The organism is Bacteroides sp. 41_26, from assembly GCF_949740115.1.
In the GTDB taxonomy this organism is placed as follows: domain Bacteria; phylum Bacteroidota; class Bacteroidia; order Bacteroidales; family Bacteroidaceae; genus Bacteroides; species Bacteroides nordii.
In genome coordinates, this window is record NZ_CATJGZ010000083.1 from 51,281 (window position 1) to 68,274 (window position 16,994).

General features: G+C 40.2%; 7 protein-coding genes. 5 read left to right on the top strand and 2 right to left on the bottom strand.

Translation table 11 applies throughout. The features are described 5' to 3' along the window. Positions 1-178 precede the first annotated feature (178 nt). The 5 genes from QX565_RS12005 to QX565_RS12025 all read left to right on the top strand — a co-directional run bounded on the left by QX565_RS12005 (position 179) and on the right by QX565_RS12025 (position 11,786). Entirely contained in the window at positions 179-1,996 is a 1,818-nt protein-coding gene (locus QX565_RS12005; RefSeq protein ID WP_221648328.1) for a glycoside hydrolase family 35 protein, read from the top strand. Between the two features lie 219 nt (positions 1,997-2,215). Beyond that, complete coding sequence (locus QX565_RS12010) at positions 2,216-5,302, top strand: SusC/RagA family TonB-linked outer membrane protein (RefSeq protein WP_221648327.1); 3,087 nt, start codon at positions 2,216-2,218, stop codon at positions 5,300-5,302. Between the two features lie 6 nt (positions 5,303-5,308). After that, positions 5,309-7,012 carry a RagB/SusD family nutrient uptake outer membrane protein gene (locus QX565_RS12015; protein ID WP_221648326.1) on the top strand — a complete coding sequence of 568 codons (1,704 nt, stop codon included), beginning with the start codon at positions 5,309-5,311 and terminating at the stop codon, positions 7,010-7,012. 30 nt (positions 7,013-7,042) lie between these two features. After that, positions 7,043-10,030 (top strand): SusC/RagA family TonB-linked outer membrane protein, encoded by a 2,988-nt coding sequence (locus tag QX565_RS12020; protein ID WP_221648325.1) that lies wholly within the window; start codon positions 7,043-7,045, stop codon positions 10,028-10,030. A gap of 13 nt (positions 10,031-10,043) precedes the next feature. After that, positions 10,044-11,786 carry a RagB/SusD family nutrient uptake outer membrane protein gene (locus QX565_RS12025; RefSeq protein ID WP_289292861.1) on the top strand — a complete coding sequence of 581 codons (1,743 nt, stop codon included), beginning with the start codon at positions 10,044-10,046 and terminating at the stop codon, positions 11,784-11,786. Between the two features lie 159 nt (positions 11,787-11,945). Here QX565_RS12025 and QX565_RS12030 read toward each other — a convergent pair whose 3' ends face one another. Together QX565_RS12030 and rbr are read right to left on the bottom strand one after the other, a co-directional pair. After that, positions 11,946-16,082 carry a hybrid sensor histidine kinase/response regulator transcription factor gene (locus tag QX565_RS12030; RefSeq protein ID WP_289292862.1) on the bottom strand — a complete coding sequence of 1,379 codons (4,137 nt, stop codon included), beginning with the start codon at positions 16,080-16,082 and terminating at the stop codon, positions 11,946-11,948. Positions 16,083-16,287: 205 nt separating this feature from the next. Next, on the bottom strand, positions 16,288-16,866 hold the full coding sequence (gene rbr, locus QX565_RS12035) for a rubrerythrin (protein ID WP_002558465.1): 579 nt from the start codon (positions 16,864-16,866) through the stop codon (positions 16,288-16,290). Positions 16,867-16,994: the final 128 nt, after the last annotated feature.

Genomic DNA, 16,994 nt, shown 5'->3' on the forward strand with positions numbered 1-16,994 from the left:
TAGTTCATACTATGACAGTGTTTTATTGAAACGCAAATGATCGCAGATTTTCGCAGATTAAATAGCTGCGCTATACTTGAGCGATAATATGCTTTGCGTGAATCTGCGAGTTTCTGCGTTTCAATAATAATATCATATAATTTCGAACGATTACTTACCATTAATAAACTATCATTTTATGAAAAAGAAGCTTTTAACTTTTTTAATGGCACTGGCTCTATTAACAGGCGGCGGTGCATTGGTTCAGGCACAGACAAAAGGTACACATTCTTTCCGTCTGGGCGATAATCAATTCTGGCTGGATGATAAACCGTTCCAGATTATCTCCGGTGAGATCCATCCGTCACGTATCCCCGCAGAATATTGGAAACAACGAATACAAATGATCAAGGCAATGGGATGTAATACCGTAGCTTGCTATATCATGTGGAACTATCATGAAAGTGAACCGGGTGTATTCGATTTTCAGACAGGCAATAAAGATCTGGAGAAATTTATCCGGACTGTGCAGGAAGAAGATATGTTCCTTTTATTCCGTCCCGGACCTTATGTTTGCGGTGAATGGGATTTCGGTGGATTACCTGCTTATCTGCTATCTACACCGGATCTGAAAATCCGTTGCATGGATCCACGGTATACTGCTGCTGTGGAGCGTTATGCTACTGCAATAGCCCCTATTATCAAAAAGTACGAAGTTACCAATGGCGGTCCTATCATCATGGTACAAGTGGAAAACGAATACGGAAGCTATGGCAATGACCGTACATATATGAAGTGGATTCATGATCTTTGGAGAGACAAAGGTATTGAAGTCCCATTCTACACAGCTGACGGAGCTACTCCTTATATGCTCGAAGCAGGAACACTTCCCGGTGTAGCCATCGGTCTTGACCCGGCTGCTTCAAAGGCAGAATTCGATGAAGCCCTGAAAGTACATCCCGATGCCAGTGTATTCTGTTCCGAGCTTTATCCCGGATGGCTTACTCACTGGCGTGAAAACTGGCAACACCCGTCTATCGAAAAGATTACAACGGATGTGAAATGGCTGCTTGATAATGGCAAATCGTTCAACTACTACGTGATACACGGTGGAACAAACTTTGGATTCTGGGCAGGAGCCAATTCCCCCCAGCCTGGTATTTACCAACCGGATGTGACCAGCTATGACTATGATGCTCCTATCAATGAAATGGGACAGGCTACCCCCAAATATATGGCGTTACGTGAATTGACCCAGAAGTACAGTAAAAAGAAACTTGCTCCGATTCCTGCTCCGATCCCTGTCATTACATTCTCTGCAACAAAAACACAGAAATATGCAAGCATCTGGGATAACCTTCCTGCTGCTAAACCAATTGTTCAACCACTTCCGATGGAAATGATGAATCAATATGAAGGAATGATATTGTATCGTACGAAACTGATTGGTCATAAGAGCGGTACACTCCGTGTAGATGAAGTACACGATTACGCTACTGTCTTTCTAAACGGACGCTACATCGGAAGTATCGACCGTACACTGGGGCAACACTCCATTGACCTTCCGGTTTCCAATGTAGAAAATCCGGTACTTGATATCCTGGTAGAGAGTATGGGACGCATTAACTTTGCCGCACAGATGATTGACCGTAAAGGTATCACCGACCGTGTTACTCTGAACGGAATGACATTAATGAATTGGGACGCATTTAATATCCCCATGTCTACAGAATATGTATCAAAACTGAAACAAACCGACACTGTGCGTCCGGGTATGTTCTTCAAAGCCACTGTACAACTGGATAAAACCGGAGATTGCTACATCGACATGAAAGACTTCACAAAAGGACTTGTTTATGTCAACGGACACAACCTGGGACGCTTCTGGAATGTGGGTCCTCAGTACCGTCTGTATTGTCCGGGAGTCTGGTTGAAAGAGGGTGCAAACGAAATCATCGTCTTTGACATGCATCAGACAGAACCAGGGGTAATAAAAGGAGTAGAAACACTGGAATAAAACTACAAAAACCAGGATGTACCCTGTATAAACTGGTACATTTTGTCTGTAATAGGGGGCATTTTTGTCCGAATACACTATTGTAGCATTCACCAATACACAGAGTGCAGCCTGGTTCAAATCAAATGCATTTTATTTGCACTACCGGAATGGGAGATAAACGTTATGTCTCTACACCGCTAATTTATCAAATAATTAATTTTTTAATCTTAAAAAACTATGAACACAGAAACGTTACATTTTAAATTTCTAAAAGTGTTTTGCTGTGTATTGCTACTGCAACTGGGATGGAGCCATGCGCTCGGATCTGTGACAGAAGCAAATCAGACCCGCCATATACAGGGTGTGATCACTGATAGTCAGGGAGAAACTTTACCTGGCGTAAACGTGCTGGTAAAGGGTACATCTATCGGAGCTATTTCCGATATCGATGGTAAATTCACTTTGCAGGTACCGTCACCCAAATCTGTATTGATCATCTCCTATATAGGATATGAAACATATGAAGTGATTGTGGGTAACAAAACATCGTTTAACATTGTACTGGAAGACCAGATGAATGCATTGGACGAAGTAGTGGTAGTGGCCTACGGATCACAAAAGAAACAAACGGTAACCGGCGCCGTAAGTATGATGAAAAGCAGTGAATTGGTAGCCGCTCCGGTAGCCAACGTTACCAACGCACTGGTTGGTAAATTGCCGGGAGTAATTACTCAACAACCAGGTGGACGTCCCGGTGAGGATGCTGCCACTATCCTGATTCGTGGTAAGTCTACTTTCAACGATGCCTCTCCTCTTATTATCATTGACGGTGTAGAACAGGAATCATTTTCACAACTTGATGCAAATGAAATTGAAAGCCTTTCCGTACTGAAAGACGCTTCGTCTACTGCCGTATATGGTATCCGTGGTGCAAACGGTGTTATCCTGATCACTACCAAAAGAGGCAAAGAAGGAAAGCCGAAAATTTCAGTCACCGCCAACTGGGGATTACAACGCCCTACACAGATTCCCGAATTCCTGGGTTCATACGAACACCTGGTACTTCGTAAAAAAGCATGGGAGAATGATGGAAAAGATCCGTTGCAACAAGACAACGGACTGCTTACAGACGAATCACTGGAAGGTTTCCGATTGGGAGAAGATCCCTATCGTTATCCGGATGTAAACTGGTATGACGAAATGGTAAACAAAAGAGGTGCCCTTCAACAACAGTATAATATCAACATTTCCGGAGGTACCAAAGCAGTGAGGTATTTTATCTCACTGGGATACTTAAATCAGGGTGGTATGTTCAAATATACCGACCTGCAGAAAGACTACAATCCTCAGGTGTACTATCGCCGTTTCAACTTCCGCTCAAACATCGATTTAAATATCAATAAGTATCAGACCTTATCTGCCAATATTTCCGGACGTTCGGGTGAAATGAATGGATTCAAAGGTGCATCAGGCAGTTATTTTCAGGGATTGATCGCCAAAGAACCCTGGAGACATCCTATCTATAACCCGGATGGTTCTATTGCCGCTGTGCAAGGTTCGGGTAATCCGCTTACCAGCATTGCATATAGTGGATATGAAAACTCAAAGACTAACTATTACGACATTGTAGGAACTTTGCACAATGACCTGAGCTTTATCACAAACGGCTTGTCATTTGATATGAGTATATCATTCAATAACAATTTCGGCTCAACAAAAAAATATACGGATGGTATTGATACTTATTATTATGAGCCTAACACAGGACGTTATGACCAATTAGGTGAAGATTCGCCCTTCCGCTTTAGTGAAGATAAAAAGACCGATCCAATGCGACGTACCAACTTACAGCTGAAGGTAGGTTACGGACGTAGTTTCGGTAAACATAATATCAATTCCATATTGGTTTACAACCAACAGAAAACAACAAGCGGAAGTAGTATACCAAGTGCATTGATGGGATATGCCGCCCGCGTAGAATATGGCTTTGCTGATAAATATCTGGGTGAAGTCAGTCTGGGATACAATGGATCAGAAAACTTTGCCAAAGGTCATCGCTTCGGATTCTTCCCATCCGGTTCATTGGGATATGTGATCTCCGAAGAAGCATTTATGGAGAAAGTGAAAAAAGTTATCCCTTATTTAAAGGTAAGAGGTTCGGTAGGTCTGGTTGGTAACGACAAATCAAAAGACCGTTTCCTCTATATGGGTGAGTTTTCCGGACAAGGTATATACGCAGGAGGAGGAACTCCCAGTTTCGGTTTCGGTACAACCAATCCTTCAACCAACGGAGGTATCTATGAAAAAAGAAACGAAAATAAACTGTTGACCTGGGAAACGGCTTTGAAAGGTAATATCGGTCTGGAAGCCCGCTTATTCTCAAATGATCTACTCAGCTTTACAGTAGACGTTTTTAAAGAACACCGTAAAGACATCCTTCTTCAAGGACGTTCTACCCCGCAAATTATTGGCTTATCCAGTCCTTACCTCAACATAGGTGAAGTGAAGAACTGGGGATATGAATTTGAACTCTCTCACCGTCATCATATCGGAAAAGTAGACTACTATATTCGTGGTAACTACAGTTTCGCACGCAACGAAGTTATTAACTATGATGACCCGGCAGGAACACCTGATTATCAAAAAATAGCCGGATTCAGAATTGACCAGTTCAGAGGATATCAGGTACTCGGATTTTTCCAGAATGCAGAAGATATTAAAAGTTCACCAGATCAGACAACTCTGGGAGGCCCTATCATTCCGGGTGACCTGAAGTATTGGGACCGTAACGGAGATGGCTCTCTGACAGATGCAGATAAAGTAGCTATCGGCTATTCACGTATACCTGAAATCATGTACTCAATCACTCCGGGTATTATCTGGAAAGGTTTGGAAGTATCGGTTCAGTTCCAGGGAGCCGCTCACGCTTCCGTATTGTTTGCCGGAAATGCCGGTTATGAATTCGGTGGTGGTGCAGGAGGAGGACAGGTTTCAGAAATTCACAAGAACTACTGGACTCCCGATAATCCTAACGCAGCGTATCCGTCACTACACATGGCAGCAAAACACAGCAACAAAAACATCAACTCATTCCATTTGAAATCTGCCGATTACATTCGCTTGAAGAACGTGCAGATTACCTACTCGTTCCCTTCCAAAATCTATCGTAAACTGGGAATGACAGGACTGAAAGTTTATTTGAACGGAAGCAACCTCTATACATGGTCCAAGATTGATAACTTCGACCCGGAAACCGTAAATAACAGTGGAGAGGTTTATCCGCAACAAAGTGTCTATAATTTTGGTGTAAACATTAACTTTTAATCAATTATGAAGAAATTATTTATCATATATGTTATAGCGGCTTCTATAGGCCTCTCTTCCTGTACAGGATTATTTGGAGAAGGTCAGCTGGACATGGCTCCGGTAGAAGACATCAATGAGGATAAGATATTTTCGGACTATGCCATGTTCCGTCAATATGCAGATCAGACTTATTCTTATATGCCCGGTCATCTGGGACGTTTATGGAATTCATTGGTTTCCTCTATGGGGGATGAATCACGTAATAAAGGAGGATGTACCGCCATCTTCAACAACGGGGCATGGGACGGTACCCAAATGGAATCAAGCAACAAAATGTTTGATGCCAATAATGAGATTTCAACTATGTGGCAGAATATGTACATTGGTATCCGTAAAACCAATAAAATTATCGAAAACATAGACAGAATACCTAATTTCCCATCACAGGAAATCAAAGATCGTTGTCTGGGAGAAGCTTACTTCCTGCGTGCTTTCTTCTACTTCGAACTGATCAAACGTTGGGGAGGAGTACCTATCATTGATCATACACTGACTTTGAACAAAGATAATCTGGACTTACCACGCGACACCTATGAAAAATGTGTTGAGTTTATCGTAGGGGATTGTAATACGGCTGCCGGCCTGCTGCCCTCAAAGTATGCCGATGCTGACAACGGCCGCGCTTCTGTAGGAGCGGCAAAAGCACTGAAATCAAGAGTACTGTTGTATGCTGCCCGACCATTACACAATCCTTCCAATGATATAACAAAATGGGAAAAAGCAGCCAAAGCAGCCAAAGATGTAATCGACCTGAAACTCTATACGCTTTATCCCGATTATGTGAACATGTTTTTCCAGCCGGTTTGCAGCGAAATCATCATGAATCGTCCGCGTATCAAAATGAACTTTGAACAGGGACATACCAACGGAAGTACATTCTGGACTCGTTTCATTGCTACACAAGGATATGACGGATGGGCAGGAGAATGGGTAACTCAAAATATGGTTGACATGTTTGAAGACTCTAAAGGCTATCCAATTACGAATTCTAAGATTTACAAAGACGAAGATCCATATGCAAACAGAGACCCCCGTCTGGATATGTGCGTACTGCGTAATGACCGGTTCTGGTATAATCGTAAACTGGAATTTTGGGTATCAGCCAATGGAAAAGAAACAGGACGTGACAAAGGAACCACTCATATCAATGTATTGGGTTATGCCATAGCCAAATTCTGGCCGGAAGCACATCAACGATATAAAGGTACTTCCACCTACATGAACTATATCTTCTTCCGCTATGCAGAGATTCTGCTGAACTTTGCCGAAGCACAGAATGAGGTAGGAGGTCCGGAAAGTTCACTGGAAGGACTCTCTGTAAGAGACGTACTGACAGAGCTTAGAGGACGTGTAGGACAGGTGCCTGTCCCAACAGACATCTCGGATACAAAAGAAAAAATGCGTGAACGTATCTACAATGAACGGGCCGTGGAACTTTGTTTCGAAGAACATCGCTGGTATGATGTGCTGTCCTGGCATAAAGGAGTAGAATATTTCAATAAAGATATTTATGGTATTCGTGTAGTGAAGAATACAGATGGAACCTTCACTTATTCCCGTGAAAAATATGAAACTCCTACATTTAAAGAGCACATGCATCTCTATCCGATACCTAACAATGAGGTATATAAGAGTGCCGTTTTGGAACAAAACCCGGGATGGAAATGATGATGGTATAAACCCTAAAATATGATTCAAATGAAGAGATTTATATATTTGTGCACGTTTCTGTGTGCACTACTTCTATCGGTAACGCCGGTAAAAGCACAAAAGACCCAAAAAAGCTCAACAGTAACTGTTGAGGGTATTGTGGTCGACGAAAATAATGTCCCTATGCCCGGTATCACAGTTAACGTACAGGAGAAACAAACAGATGCCGTGACTGACGAAGATGGTAAATTCTATATGCTGCTCGATCCGTCGGATGTACTGGTAGTTAACTTAAAAGGATACCGTCCGGTTGTTACACGCCTCAATAACCAATCAGTTTATACATTGAAACTGGTAAAGTATATGACTCATGAAGACGAAATGATTGGCGTATCTTACGGAGAACAATCCAAGAGAAGTATGACTTCGGCTGTATCAAGTATTGGTACCGATGTTATCGAAAAGAATACGGTAACCAATATTGAACAGGCTATGAACGGAACTTTATCCGGACTTTATTCACTGAAAAACGGAGGTGAAAAGTTCGGTAAAAGTAACTATACTTTTTATGTACGTGGTATGGCAACCAATGCCAATGCTAAACCTCTGATTTTAGTTGACGATATAGAAGCCAACATTGACTTGATGGATTTCAATGAAGTGGAAAGTATCTCTGTACTGAAAGATGCGTCGGCTTTGGCCATGTATGGTATGCGCGGAGCCAACGGTGTTATTTTAATAAAAACAAAACATGGTAGTGAAGTAAAGCACTCTATTAATGTGGATATCCGCGCAGGATTCCAGACAACAGAAAGAATGTCCGACCGGTTGAATGCTTACCAATACACTACTCTCTATAATGAAGCATTAAGAAATGACGGTTCGGCACCAATGTATAATCCCGATATGTATCTCCGTGCAGACAGAGATCCCTATCTTTATCCGGACGAAAATTACAAAGACCGTTTCATTGGTAAGAACTCTCCTTTCCAGCACTATAACTTTTCAGCTTCAGGAGGTAACGGACTGGCACGTTATTTTGTAACTGCCGGTTATATGAAACAGGAAGGTATCTTCAAAGATGCTGCTGCCAATAACACATACGAACGTTTCAACTACCGTTCAAATCTGGATATTAACCCGATTAAGGGAATGCTGTTCAATATTCTGGTTTCTGCAGCTATTGACAAGAGTTCGGCTGCTAATACAGGTTCGGAAGTACCTGCCGCTACTAATTCCGTATTTAATACTCTGATGACTCTGCCGGCAAACGCTTTCCCAATGTTCAATAAGAACGGATCACTCGGAGGTACTTCTGAGTATCAGACGAATCCTTACGGACTTTTGAACCGTCACGGTTATCGTAAAGACGAATCTCGTCTGCTCAATGTACAGGTGAAAGGTAAATATGACCTGGATATGCTGTTACCAGGGCTTTCGGTTGATGCTTATTATGGTTTCGAAAACTTCAATATGCAGTACCTGAGCATCAATAATACGTATGCTGTATTCCAGGAAAACGCAGATGGTACCTATACGCAGTTTGGTAAAGATGAATATAAAAACAGCCGTAAATCAGAGATGATGGGTGGATTCTACCGCTATAACACACTGGGTGCAGGAGCCAACTACAATCATACTTTCGGAGATATACATGATCTGGCAGTTCGCTTGTTCTATAATCATTCCAGTGAAACAGTTCCGGGTGATAATCCCGATTACAAATATCAGGGGCTGGCATTGCGTGCACAATATGGTTTCAACAAACGTTACTATGCAGAAGTAACTGCTTCTTATCAAGGTTCCAGCAATTACAAAAGCGGAAAACGTACCGGACTTTTCCCGGCTATCGGACTGGCATGGGTTGCTTCGGATGAGAAATGGCTTCAATCAGCAGAAGCAATCGATTTTCTGAAGTTCAGAGCATCTTATGGCATAAACGGTAATGACCAGACCGGTGGACGCCGTTTCCCTTATCGCCAGGAATTTACCTCTTCAGGTGGGTATGCATTCGGTAATCCCAACGGAAGTACGGACGGCTCACAAGAAGGAACATTGGCCAATCCCAATGAAACATGGGAAAAGTCATACAAACTCAATGTAGGATTCGACCTTGAACTCTGGAAAGGACTTTCATTGACAATGAACTATTTCAATGAAAAACGCCGTGACGTATTGGTAGACTACTCTAATATTGTTCCTTCACTGATTGGTATCGGTCTGTCCAAATACAATGGCGGATCAATTGACAATCAGGGTATCGACCTGAACATCCTTTATAACAAACAATACAAGGATGGTGGATTCTTTATCGGAGGAAATATGGTATGGGCAAAAAACAAAATTATCGACTTAAAAGAAGTAGCTTACAAATATGCTCACCAATACCGTAAAGGACATTCTATTAGTACACAATTTGGTTTTCAGACCAATGGATTGTATACCAATGCGGATCAACTGGTCAATGCTCCTACAGGCTCTTTCGGAACTCCTGTACTGGGTGATATCATCTACAAAAACCAAAGCCCGGAGGATGATAATGTAATTGATGAGTCTGATAAGGTAGCATTAGGAAATACCCTGCCGGAAATTATTTTCGGTGCTACATTAGGTGGTAACTATAAAGGATTTGATATTCAGTGTAATCTGGAAGGATCAGCCTTATTCTCTACTTTTTATACTCCGAATAAGTTTACTCCTTACGCTTACGAGAACCGTTGGAATCCGGCTAATCCTACCGTACAGACAGCATATCCGGGTCTGAGTATCTCTCGTGATTACAATACACAGACTTCTGATTTCTGGGAGAAAAAGACCTCCATGCTTCGCATTTCGTCGGCAGAGGTGGGATACACATTCCCCAAGCAACTGGTAAGAAAAATATTCCTTTCTTCATTACGTCTTTATGTGAATGCAAACAATCTGTTTACTTTCTCAAATGCAATTGACGGTCGTAACCCGGAAGCTATGAATGCCGGATATTCTGAATATCCCCTGCTGAGAACATTCTCGGTTGGTATATCTATAAAACTTTAAAAACACTACGATTATGAAAATCAATAAATATATTATAGGTTTAGGTTTGACTTTCTCTTTTCTTTTCACCGGCTGTGATTCATTTCTGGACCCGGAGAAAGACGGTAAACTGGGAGAAGACGACATATGGAATGAAACCCGGCGAGCTTTCGGATTCATGAACGATGCGTACAACAAACTACCCAGCGGCTACAACCGGATTGATAACGCCATGTTGGCAGCAGGATGCGATGAAGCAGTACACTCGGACGTGACAAGTGACATCAAAGGTTTCAATAATGGTACATGGGATTCTTATTTCCTTGTAGAAAACGTATGGACTAAAAACTATGAGGGAATCCGGATCGTAAACCGGTTTCTTGAAAAGATTGATGAACTTAAAATGCCGGTAAAGCCGACTACTTCCGGAACGAATGAAGAGTTGGTCCGCACCCGCGAACGTATGAAAGGAGAGGCCCACTTCCTGCGTGCTTATTTCTATTTTGAATTAATCAAACGCTACGGTGGCGTACCATTGATTACAAAATCATTGACAGTTGAAGAGGCCCAACAAGTAACACGTGCGTCCTATGACGATTGTATGAAACAGATTATCGCTGACTGTGATACTGCTGCCAACCGGTTACCGGAACAATACAAAGGAAGTTCCGAAAGTGTAGGATTTGATGATAAGAAAGAGTTGGGACGACCGACTACCGGTTCTGCATATGGTTTGAAATCACGTGCACTTCTCTACTGGGCAAGTCCGTTGAACAATCCTAATAATGATAAGCAACGTTATAAACTCGCGATTGATGCCGCTCAAAAAGTTGTTGCATCGGCATTCAGATATAAGCTGATGGCCTTTACTGAAGAAGATGAAACCTTTACCGACTTGTATGCTGTTAGTGAAAACTTCCTGCAATATCATCGGGAGATAGTATTCTCTACCAAATATAACACTACAACAAGTGTAGAAAGCCAGAATTCCCCACTCACTATGGGAGGAAAGGGATTGACGAATCCGACACAGAACCTGGCAGATGCTTTCGGTATGGCTAACGGAAAAGGTATCAACGAACTGGGGTCAGGATATGACAAAGATCACCCATATGTAGGACGCGATCCGCGCTTCTATATGACTTTTGCTTATGACGGTTCTACATTTACAGTAAATGACAAAACTCAAACTATTGAAACATTTGAAGGTGGAAAAGATGCTACTGCTACTAATAAAACCGCTACTAAAACCGGATATTACCTGAAGAAGCTTCTTTCACCGCAAGCTGTATGGGATGGACGAACCAATAATATCACCCGTACCTGGATATTGATGCGCTATGCTGAAGTATTACTGAATTGTGCGGAGGCAATGAATGAGTATTATGATACACCAAGTGCTGCACCCAAAGATTCAATCTACAAAGTAGTGGAACTTATACGTAAACGTGCTCAACTGAACCCATATAAACTGCCTGCCGGACTAAGTAAAGAAGAGATGCGTGAAGTAATACGCAACGAACGCCGTGTAGAACTGGCATTCGAAGAGCACCGCTTCTTTGATATTCGCCGCTGGCGCTTGCTGGATAATCCGACAGAGAAAGCAAACTATTTGAAAATAGAAGGTATGCAAATTATAAAGGATGCCAATGATGAACCTACTTATAAAAAATACACTGTAGAAAACCGGGTATTTGATGAACGAATGTATCTCTATCCGATTCCAAAATCAGAGATATTAAAAGCACCGGGAATCACCCAAAACCCGGGATGGTAATCCGGATTATAGTTATATGATACTACAGAAAAAGCTGCTTCAATTACGAGGCAGCTTTTTTGTAGTATCATATAACTTGTTTCAAAGCTTCAAACAAAGTGTTTCATTACTTCAAACAAAGTGTCTCAAAGCATGAAACAAGATAAAAAGATAATGGGGTTAATCTTCTTCTGACTCTTCACTCTTGTTTTTACCTTTTCTACAATTCTGTGGAGATACTCCATAGAATGATTTAAAACACTTACTAAAATAACGGGGCGATGAAAAGCCTAGCTGATAGGATATCTCAGAAACATTCAGATTAGGCTGATTAGTAATTAAATACATCGCTTCTTCAAGCTTTATTTTAAGCGTCAGCTCATTGGGAGTAAGCCCGGTTATTTCTTTTATCCTGAGATACAATTTACTCCGGCCAATACCCAATTCGGCAGCCAATACATTCATATCAAACTCAATATCCTCAAAATATTTTCGAATAATAGCAGTAGCACGATCTATTAATTCCTGATCCTGCTCATTGATGGCATTAGAAACAACCGGTGCCTTAGAAACATGGTTAAATCTTTCAAGCAACATTCTACGGGTCCGTACCAGATTATTGCAACGTGATACAAGTACTTTGATATTAAACGGTTTTGTTACATAATCATCTGCGCCAAACATATACCCTTCAACCGTATATTCCACTGAGGTCTGCGCTGTAAGTAAAACAACCGGGATATGTGATACGTCCAGACTGTTTTTAATTTTATGGCACATCTCTTTACCAGACATCTCCGGCATCATCACATCACTCAAAACAATATCAGGGTGTAACTCGCGCGTAGCTTCAAAACCCTCTTTACCATTGGTAGCTTTGTATACATGATAAATAGGAGCGAAGATATCTTCCAACATTTCCAATATCTCCAGATTATCTTCTACAATAAGAATACTGGGTTTATTATCAGAATCCTTCGAATCAACATCCATTTCTCCGGCTTTCTCTTCATTAGTAAGCTCCTGCTCTTTAACCGGTTCCTCCAACATTAACTCCTCTAAAGCCAGATCTTCCAATACTCCATCTTTTATCAGATGGAAATTGGATTCACTATCACTCAACACCTCTTTTGGGAAATGCTCATTGCCCGTCAGCAACGTAACAATGAAAACACTACCCTGACCAACTTCACTTTCAACCCGGATATTTCCCTTATGCAACTCCACAATCCCTTTGGATACAGCCAATCCGATACCTGTACCCAATGTAAACTCTGAACTTTGCCCGTCAACCTGATAGAAACGATCAAATATCTTGTGAATAGATTCTTTGGAGATACCTACACCATCGTCTTCTACCCGTATTTCCACTTCATTCTTGATTTTCCGGATGGAAACAGTAATACTGCCTTTTGCTTTGGTATATTTAAAGGCATTAGATAAAAGATTGAATATTACCTTCTGTAACTGAACCGGATCAAACCAAAGATTCAGTTTTTCCTCCATATGTTCGAACTTATAGTTAACAGAATGCTTCAAGGCATATTCATAAAAAGACATATAGATCTCTTTAGTGAAAGATACAATATCCATATACTCTACTTTCAGCTTCAGGAATCCTTGTTCTTGTTTCCGGAAATCGAGTAACTCTGATACCAGATCACGCATATGTCTGGCATTCTTATAAATTTTGAGTACCCGGTTGTAGACGGATGGATTGAGTTTGTTAAGTTGCAATAATAGTTCTACCTGTACAATAATAAGGGTAAGCAATGTACGGAACTCATGCGAAATGTTGGTAAAGAAACGAAGTTTTGTCTGATTTAATTCTTCAATATATTCCTTCTCCTTTCTTTCATATTCCAATGAGGCCTTCAACTTTGCCTGCCGCACATTGAAGCGGAAAATAGCATATAAAATACCTACCACCAATAATGCGTAAAGCAAGTAAGCCCAGACCGTAGCATAAAATGGCGGATTAATTTTGATACCAAGTTCAATTTGTTTTGTTTCCGTTTTAGCATCTTCCCATACCTCCCGGACAAGCAAACGATATTTTCCCGGACTTAAATTAGTGTAACTGATAGTAGTAGAATGTGCCGGAAGCCAGGTATCATCAAGCCCTACCAACTTATATTCATACTGAAAATCATTGTTAGAAACATAGTTTGAAGTAGCAAACTCAATAAACAGGTTATTTTTATTGTAATCAAGTTCAATCTCCTTATAGTTGGACAAAGTTGAAGAAAGAATACCGGATTCATCTCCCGGTCTGACTTCCCTGTTGGATATCCAAAGCTTATCAAAATAAAGCTGGTATTCTTTTTTAGTGGTATAAAGTAGCTGTTCATAAAGGGATGTCAATCCATCAATTCCACCAAAGAAAACCTCTCCGTCTTTGGTAGAACAGACACTTGAACCCTGGTTAAAACTCATTTGAGGTATTCCGCAAACATGTTTCAATGTTCTGGTCTCAGGGTCAAAAAAAGAAACTCCTTTGTTATGCAGTACCATAAGATGATCATAAGGTGATTCGGCTATATAATAACAATAGTTACTTTGCAAATCTCCCTTTTCTGCTGTAAAATTCCTGAATGTATCCGTCTCGGGAAGATAAAGGAACAATCCGGAACCTAAAGTTCCAAAAAAAAGTTTCCCCTTACTATCCTCTAAAATATGAGTAATTCTAAATTTACCAATAGAAGTAGAATCCTCCATTACAGCATTATATTCTCTTACTTTATAATCGTTCAAATCAATCCGCACCACTCCTCCGTCCGATTTGGCAATCCACATCCTGTCTTTATTATCAATCAAAAAAGTTTCATAATAAAACTTCCTTTCTACTGCCCGGTTAATTTCCTCATTAGTAGAAAGAGAAGAGAACGTCTCACTTTTCAAATCCATACTACAAACTCCTGCCTGAGTCAATACAATGAGTTTATCTTTATAAAATTGTATATCGTTCACAATATCATTGGGCAATGATGCAGGATCTCCCGGGTTATTCTTCAAAACCTTGACCGTTTGGGATTTTATATCAAATATATTAAGTCCACCGGTATGCGTACCAATATATAGCAGATCTTTATCTTTTAGATATTTAATACATTTCAAATTATTATGACTAATGCTTCTGGGGTTATCTTCCTGCATGAAACTCTTGAATTGTTTCGTCTGGCGATTAAAAAAATTAAGCCCTCCTCCTTCAGTACAAATCCATAAATTACCGTTTTTATCTTCTGCCATCTTACCTACGAAAGGAAAACTAAGATAGTTGGGATTATTTCGCCCTATCGCTCCATAGAAATGGTAAATATCAGCTCTCGGGTTAAAATGATTGATGCCACCAAAATAGGTCCCTACCCAAATATTTCCCTGTAAATCTCTATAAAGACCGAAAACGGATGAATGACTTAAACTATAGGGTACATTGTCTATTTGAGTATAACATTTCCATTTATCAGTAATAGGATCATATTTATTTAATCCATAAAACGTGCCAATCCATATATTTCCAAATTCATCCTCAACAACACTTCTCACATGATCGTCGGAAATTCCATTTTTACCTGCTGAATAACGGAAGTTTGTTATTTGATTCTGAGATGAAATACGATAGGCACCACTCGCATCCGTACTTACCCATAAATCGTTTCTCTTACTCTTATACAGGTATTTCACAAAAACACCAGATAACACCACTTTGGGAGAATCGGGTACACTGAATGGTATAGACAACAAGTTATTTTCTGTTCCTATCCATAAATATTCATTATCAGCCGTAAAGATACAACTTCCGTTTCCCAGGCCCGGATCTATATCACAAAACTTATGCAAACCTTCTTTATCCTCCAGATAATAAAATACAGCATGATCGGATATTACCCAAAGCGTATCATTTGAATAGCAAATACCATTAATTTCTTTTTGTGCCAAACAGGTAAATTCCTGTGTTGAAACATTATATTTCACCAGATCGTGTCCGGCCCGTAAATAGATAGAACCTTTCTTGTTACCGCAAATTGAATAGATCTCATTCTGGGTCAGTCCCTTATTATTTTGTGAAGGACGAAAGGCAGTAATCTCACGTCCGTTGTATCTATTCAGTCCCTCAAATGAGCCAAACCACATAGCTCCTATTTCATCCTGATAAAAAGAGAAAATACTTATTTGCGTTAATCCGTCCTTTACCCCCAAATGATGGAAATACACATCATTTGCTTTGGAAAATGAAAAGAAACAGAAGCAAAAAACAAATATCAACAGAGTTTTTATCGCTATTCTATTTAATTGATCATGCACTTTTTTTGTCATAACAAGCGGAGTATTTTGCCTTTTAGTATTAGTTATACATAAGAAGCAAAAATAAGCATTTAGAATGAATTATACAATATTACAACAATAAGTCTTTCAATTTACAACAAACAAATTAAAGAACCAATAGCTACCATCAACCAAATTAAAAAAGCGACCCATCCTACCGGATGAGCCGCTTATCAAAATCATATAATAATCTCTATTAATAGTTTTCTTTCTTTACTTCAAAATAAGCTTGTGGATGGAGACATGCCGGGCAAACTTCGGGAGCCTCTTTACCTATAGTGATATAACCACAATTACGACATTGCCATACAACTTCACCTTCTTTGGCAAAAACAGAAGCTGTTTCAATATTATTTACAAAAGCGCGATATCTTTCTTCATGTCCTTTTTCAGCAACAGAGATATTACGGTACATGGCAGCAATTTCATAAAAACCTTCTTGCTCGGCAACATCAGCAAAATGAGGATAATCCTGTGACCATTCTTCATGTTCACCAGCAGCAGCTTCGAGCAGATTATTGAGAGTAGTACTGATAACACCTGCCGGATAACTGGCAGTAATTTCTACCATTCCACCTTCCAGATACTTAAACATACGTTTTGCATGTTCCTTTTCCTGATCAGCCGTTTCAGTAAAAATAGCAGCGATTTGTTCATAACCTTCTTTTTTGGCAACACTTGCATAATAAGTGTAACGCATTCTTGCTTGTGATTCGCCAGCAAATGAAGTCAGTAGATTTTTCTCAGTCTGAGTACCTTTAATACTTTTAGCCATAATAATCTTATATATTTAATTAATTAGTAGATTACGCTTGTATTTGTTTATTTATAACACAAATATACGGAATTAGTTCAAAACAAGTCCTTCTTTCTTTATAAATAAAATCTATGAAGTCATTGATA

Excerpts from the sequence above, each read along its gene's own strand:
- QX565_RS12005 (WP_221648328.1), top strand. The coding sequence starts at position 179 with ATGAAAAAGAAGCTTTTAACTTTTTTAATGGCACTGGCTCTATTAACA.
- QX565_RS12010 (WP_221648327.1), top strand. The coding sequence starts at position 2,216 with ATGAACACAGAAACGTTACATTTTAAATTTCTAAAAGTGTTTTGCTGT.
- QX565_RS12015 (WP_221648326.1), top strand. The coding sequence starts at position 5,309 with ATGAAGAAATTATTTATCATATATGTTATAGCGGCTTCTATAGGCCTC.
- QX565_RS12020 (WP_221648325.1), top strand. The coding sequence starts at position 7,043 with ATGAAGAGATTTATATATTTGTGCACGTTTCTGTGTGCACTACTTCTA.
- QX565_RS12025 (WP_289292861.1), top strand. The coding sequence starts at position 10,044 with ATGAAAATCAATAAATATATTATAGGTTTAGGTTTGACTTTCTCTTTT.
- QX565_RS12030 (WP_289292862.1), bottom strand. The coding sequence starts at position 16,082 with ATGACAAAAAAAGTGCATGATCAATTAAATAGAATAGCGATAAAAACT.
- rbr (WP_002558465.1), bottom strand. The coding sequence starts at position 16,866 with ATGGCTAAAAGTATTAAAGGTACTCAGACTGAGAAAAATCTACTGACT.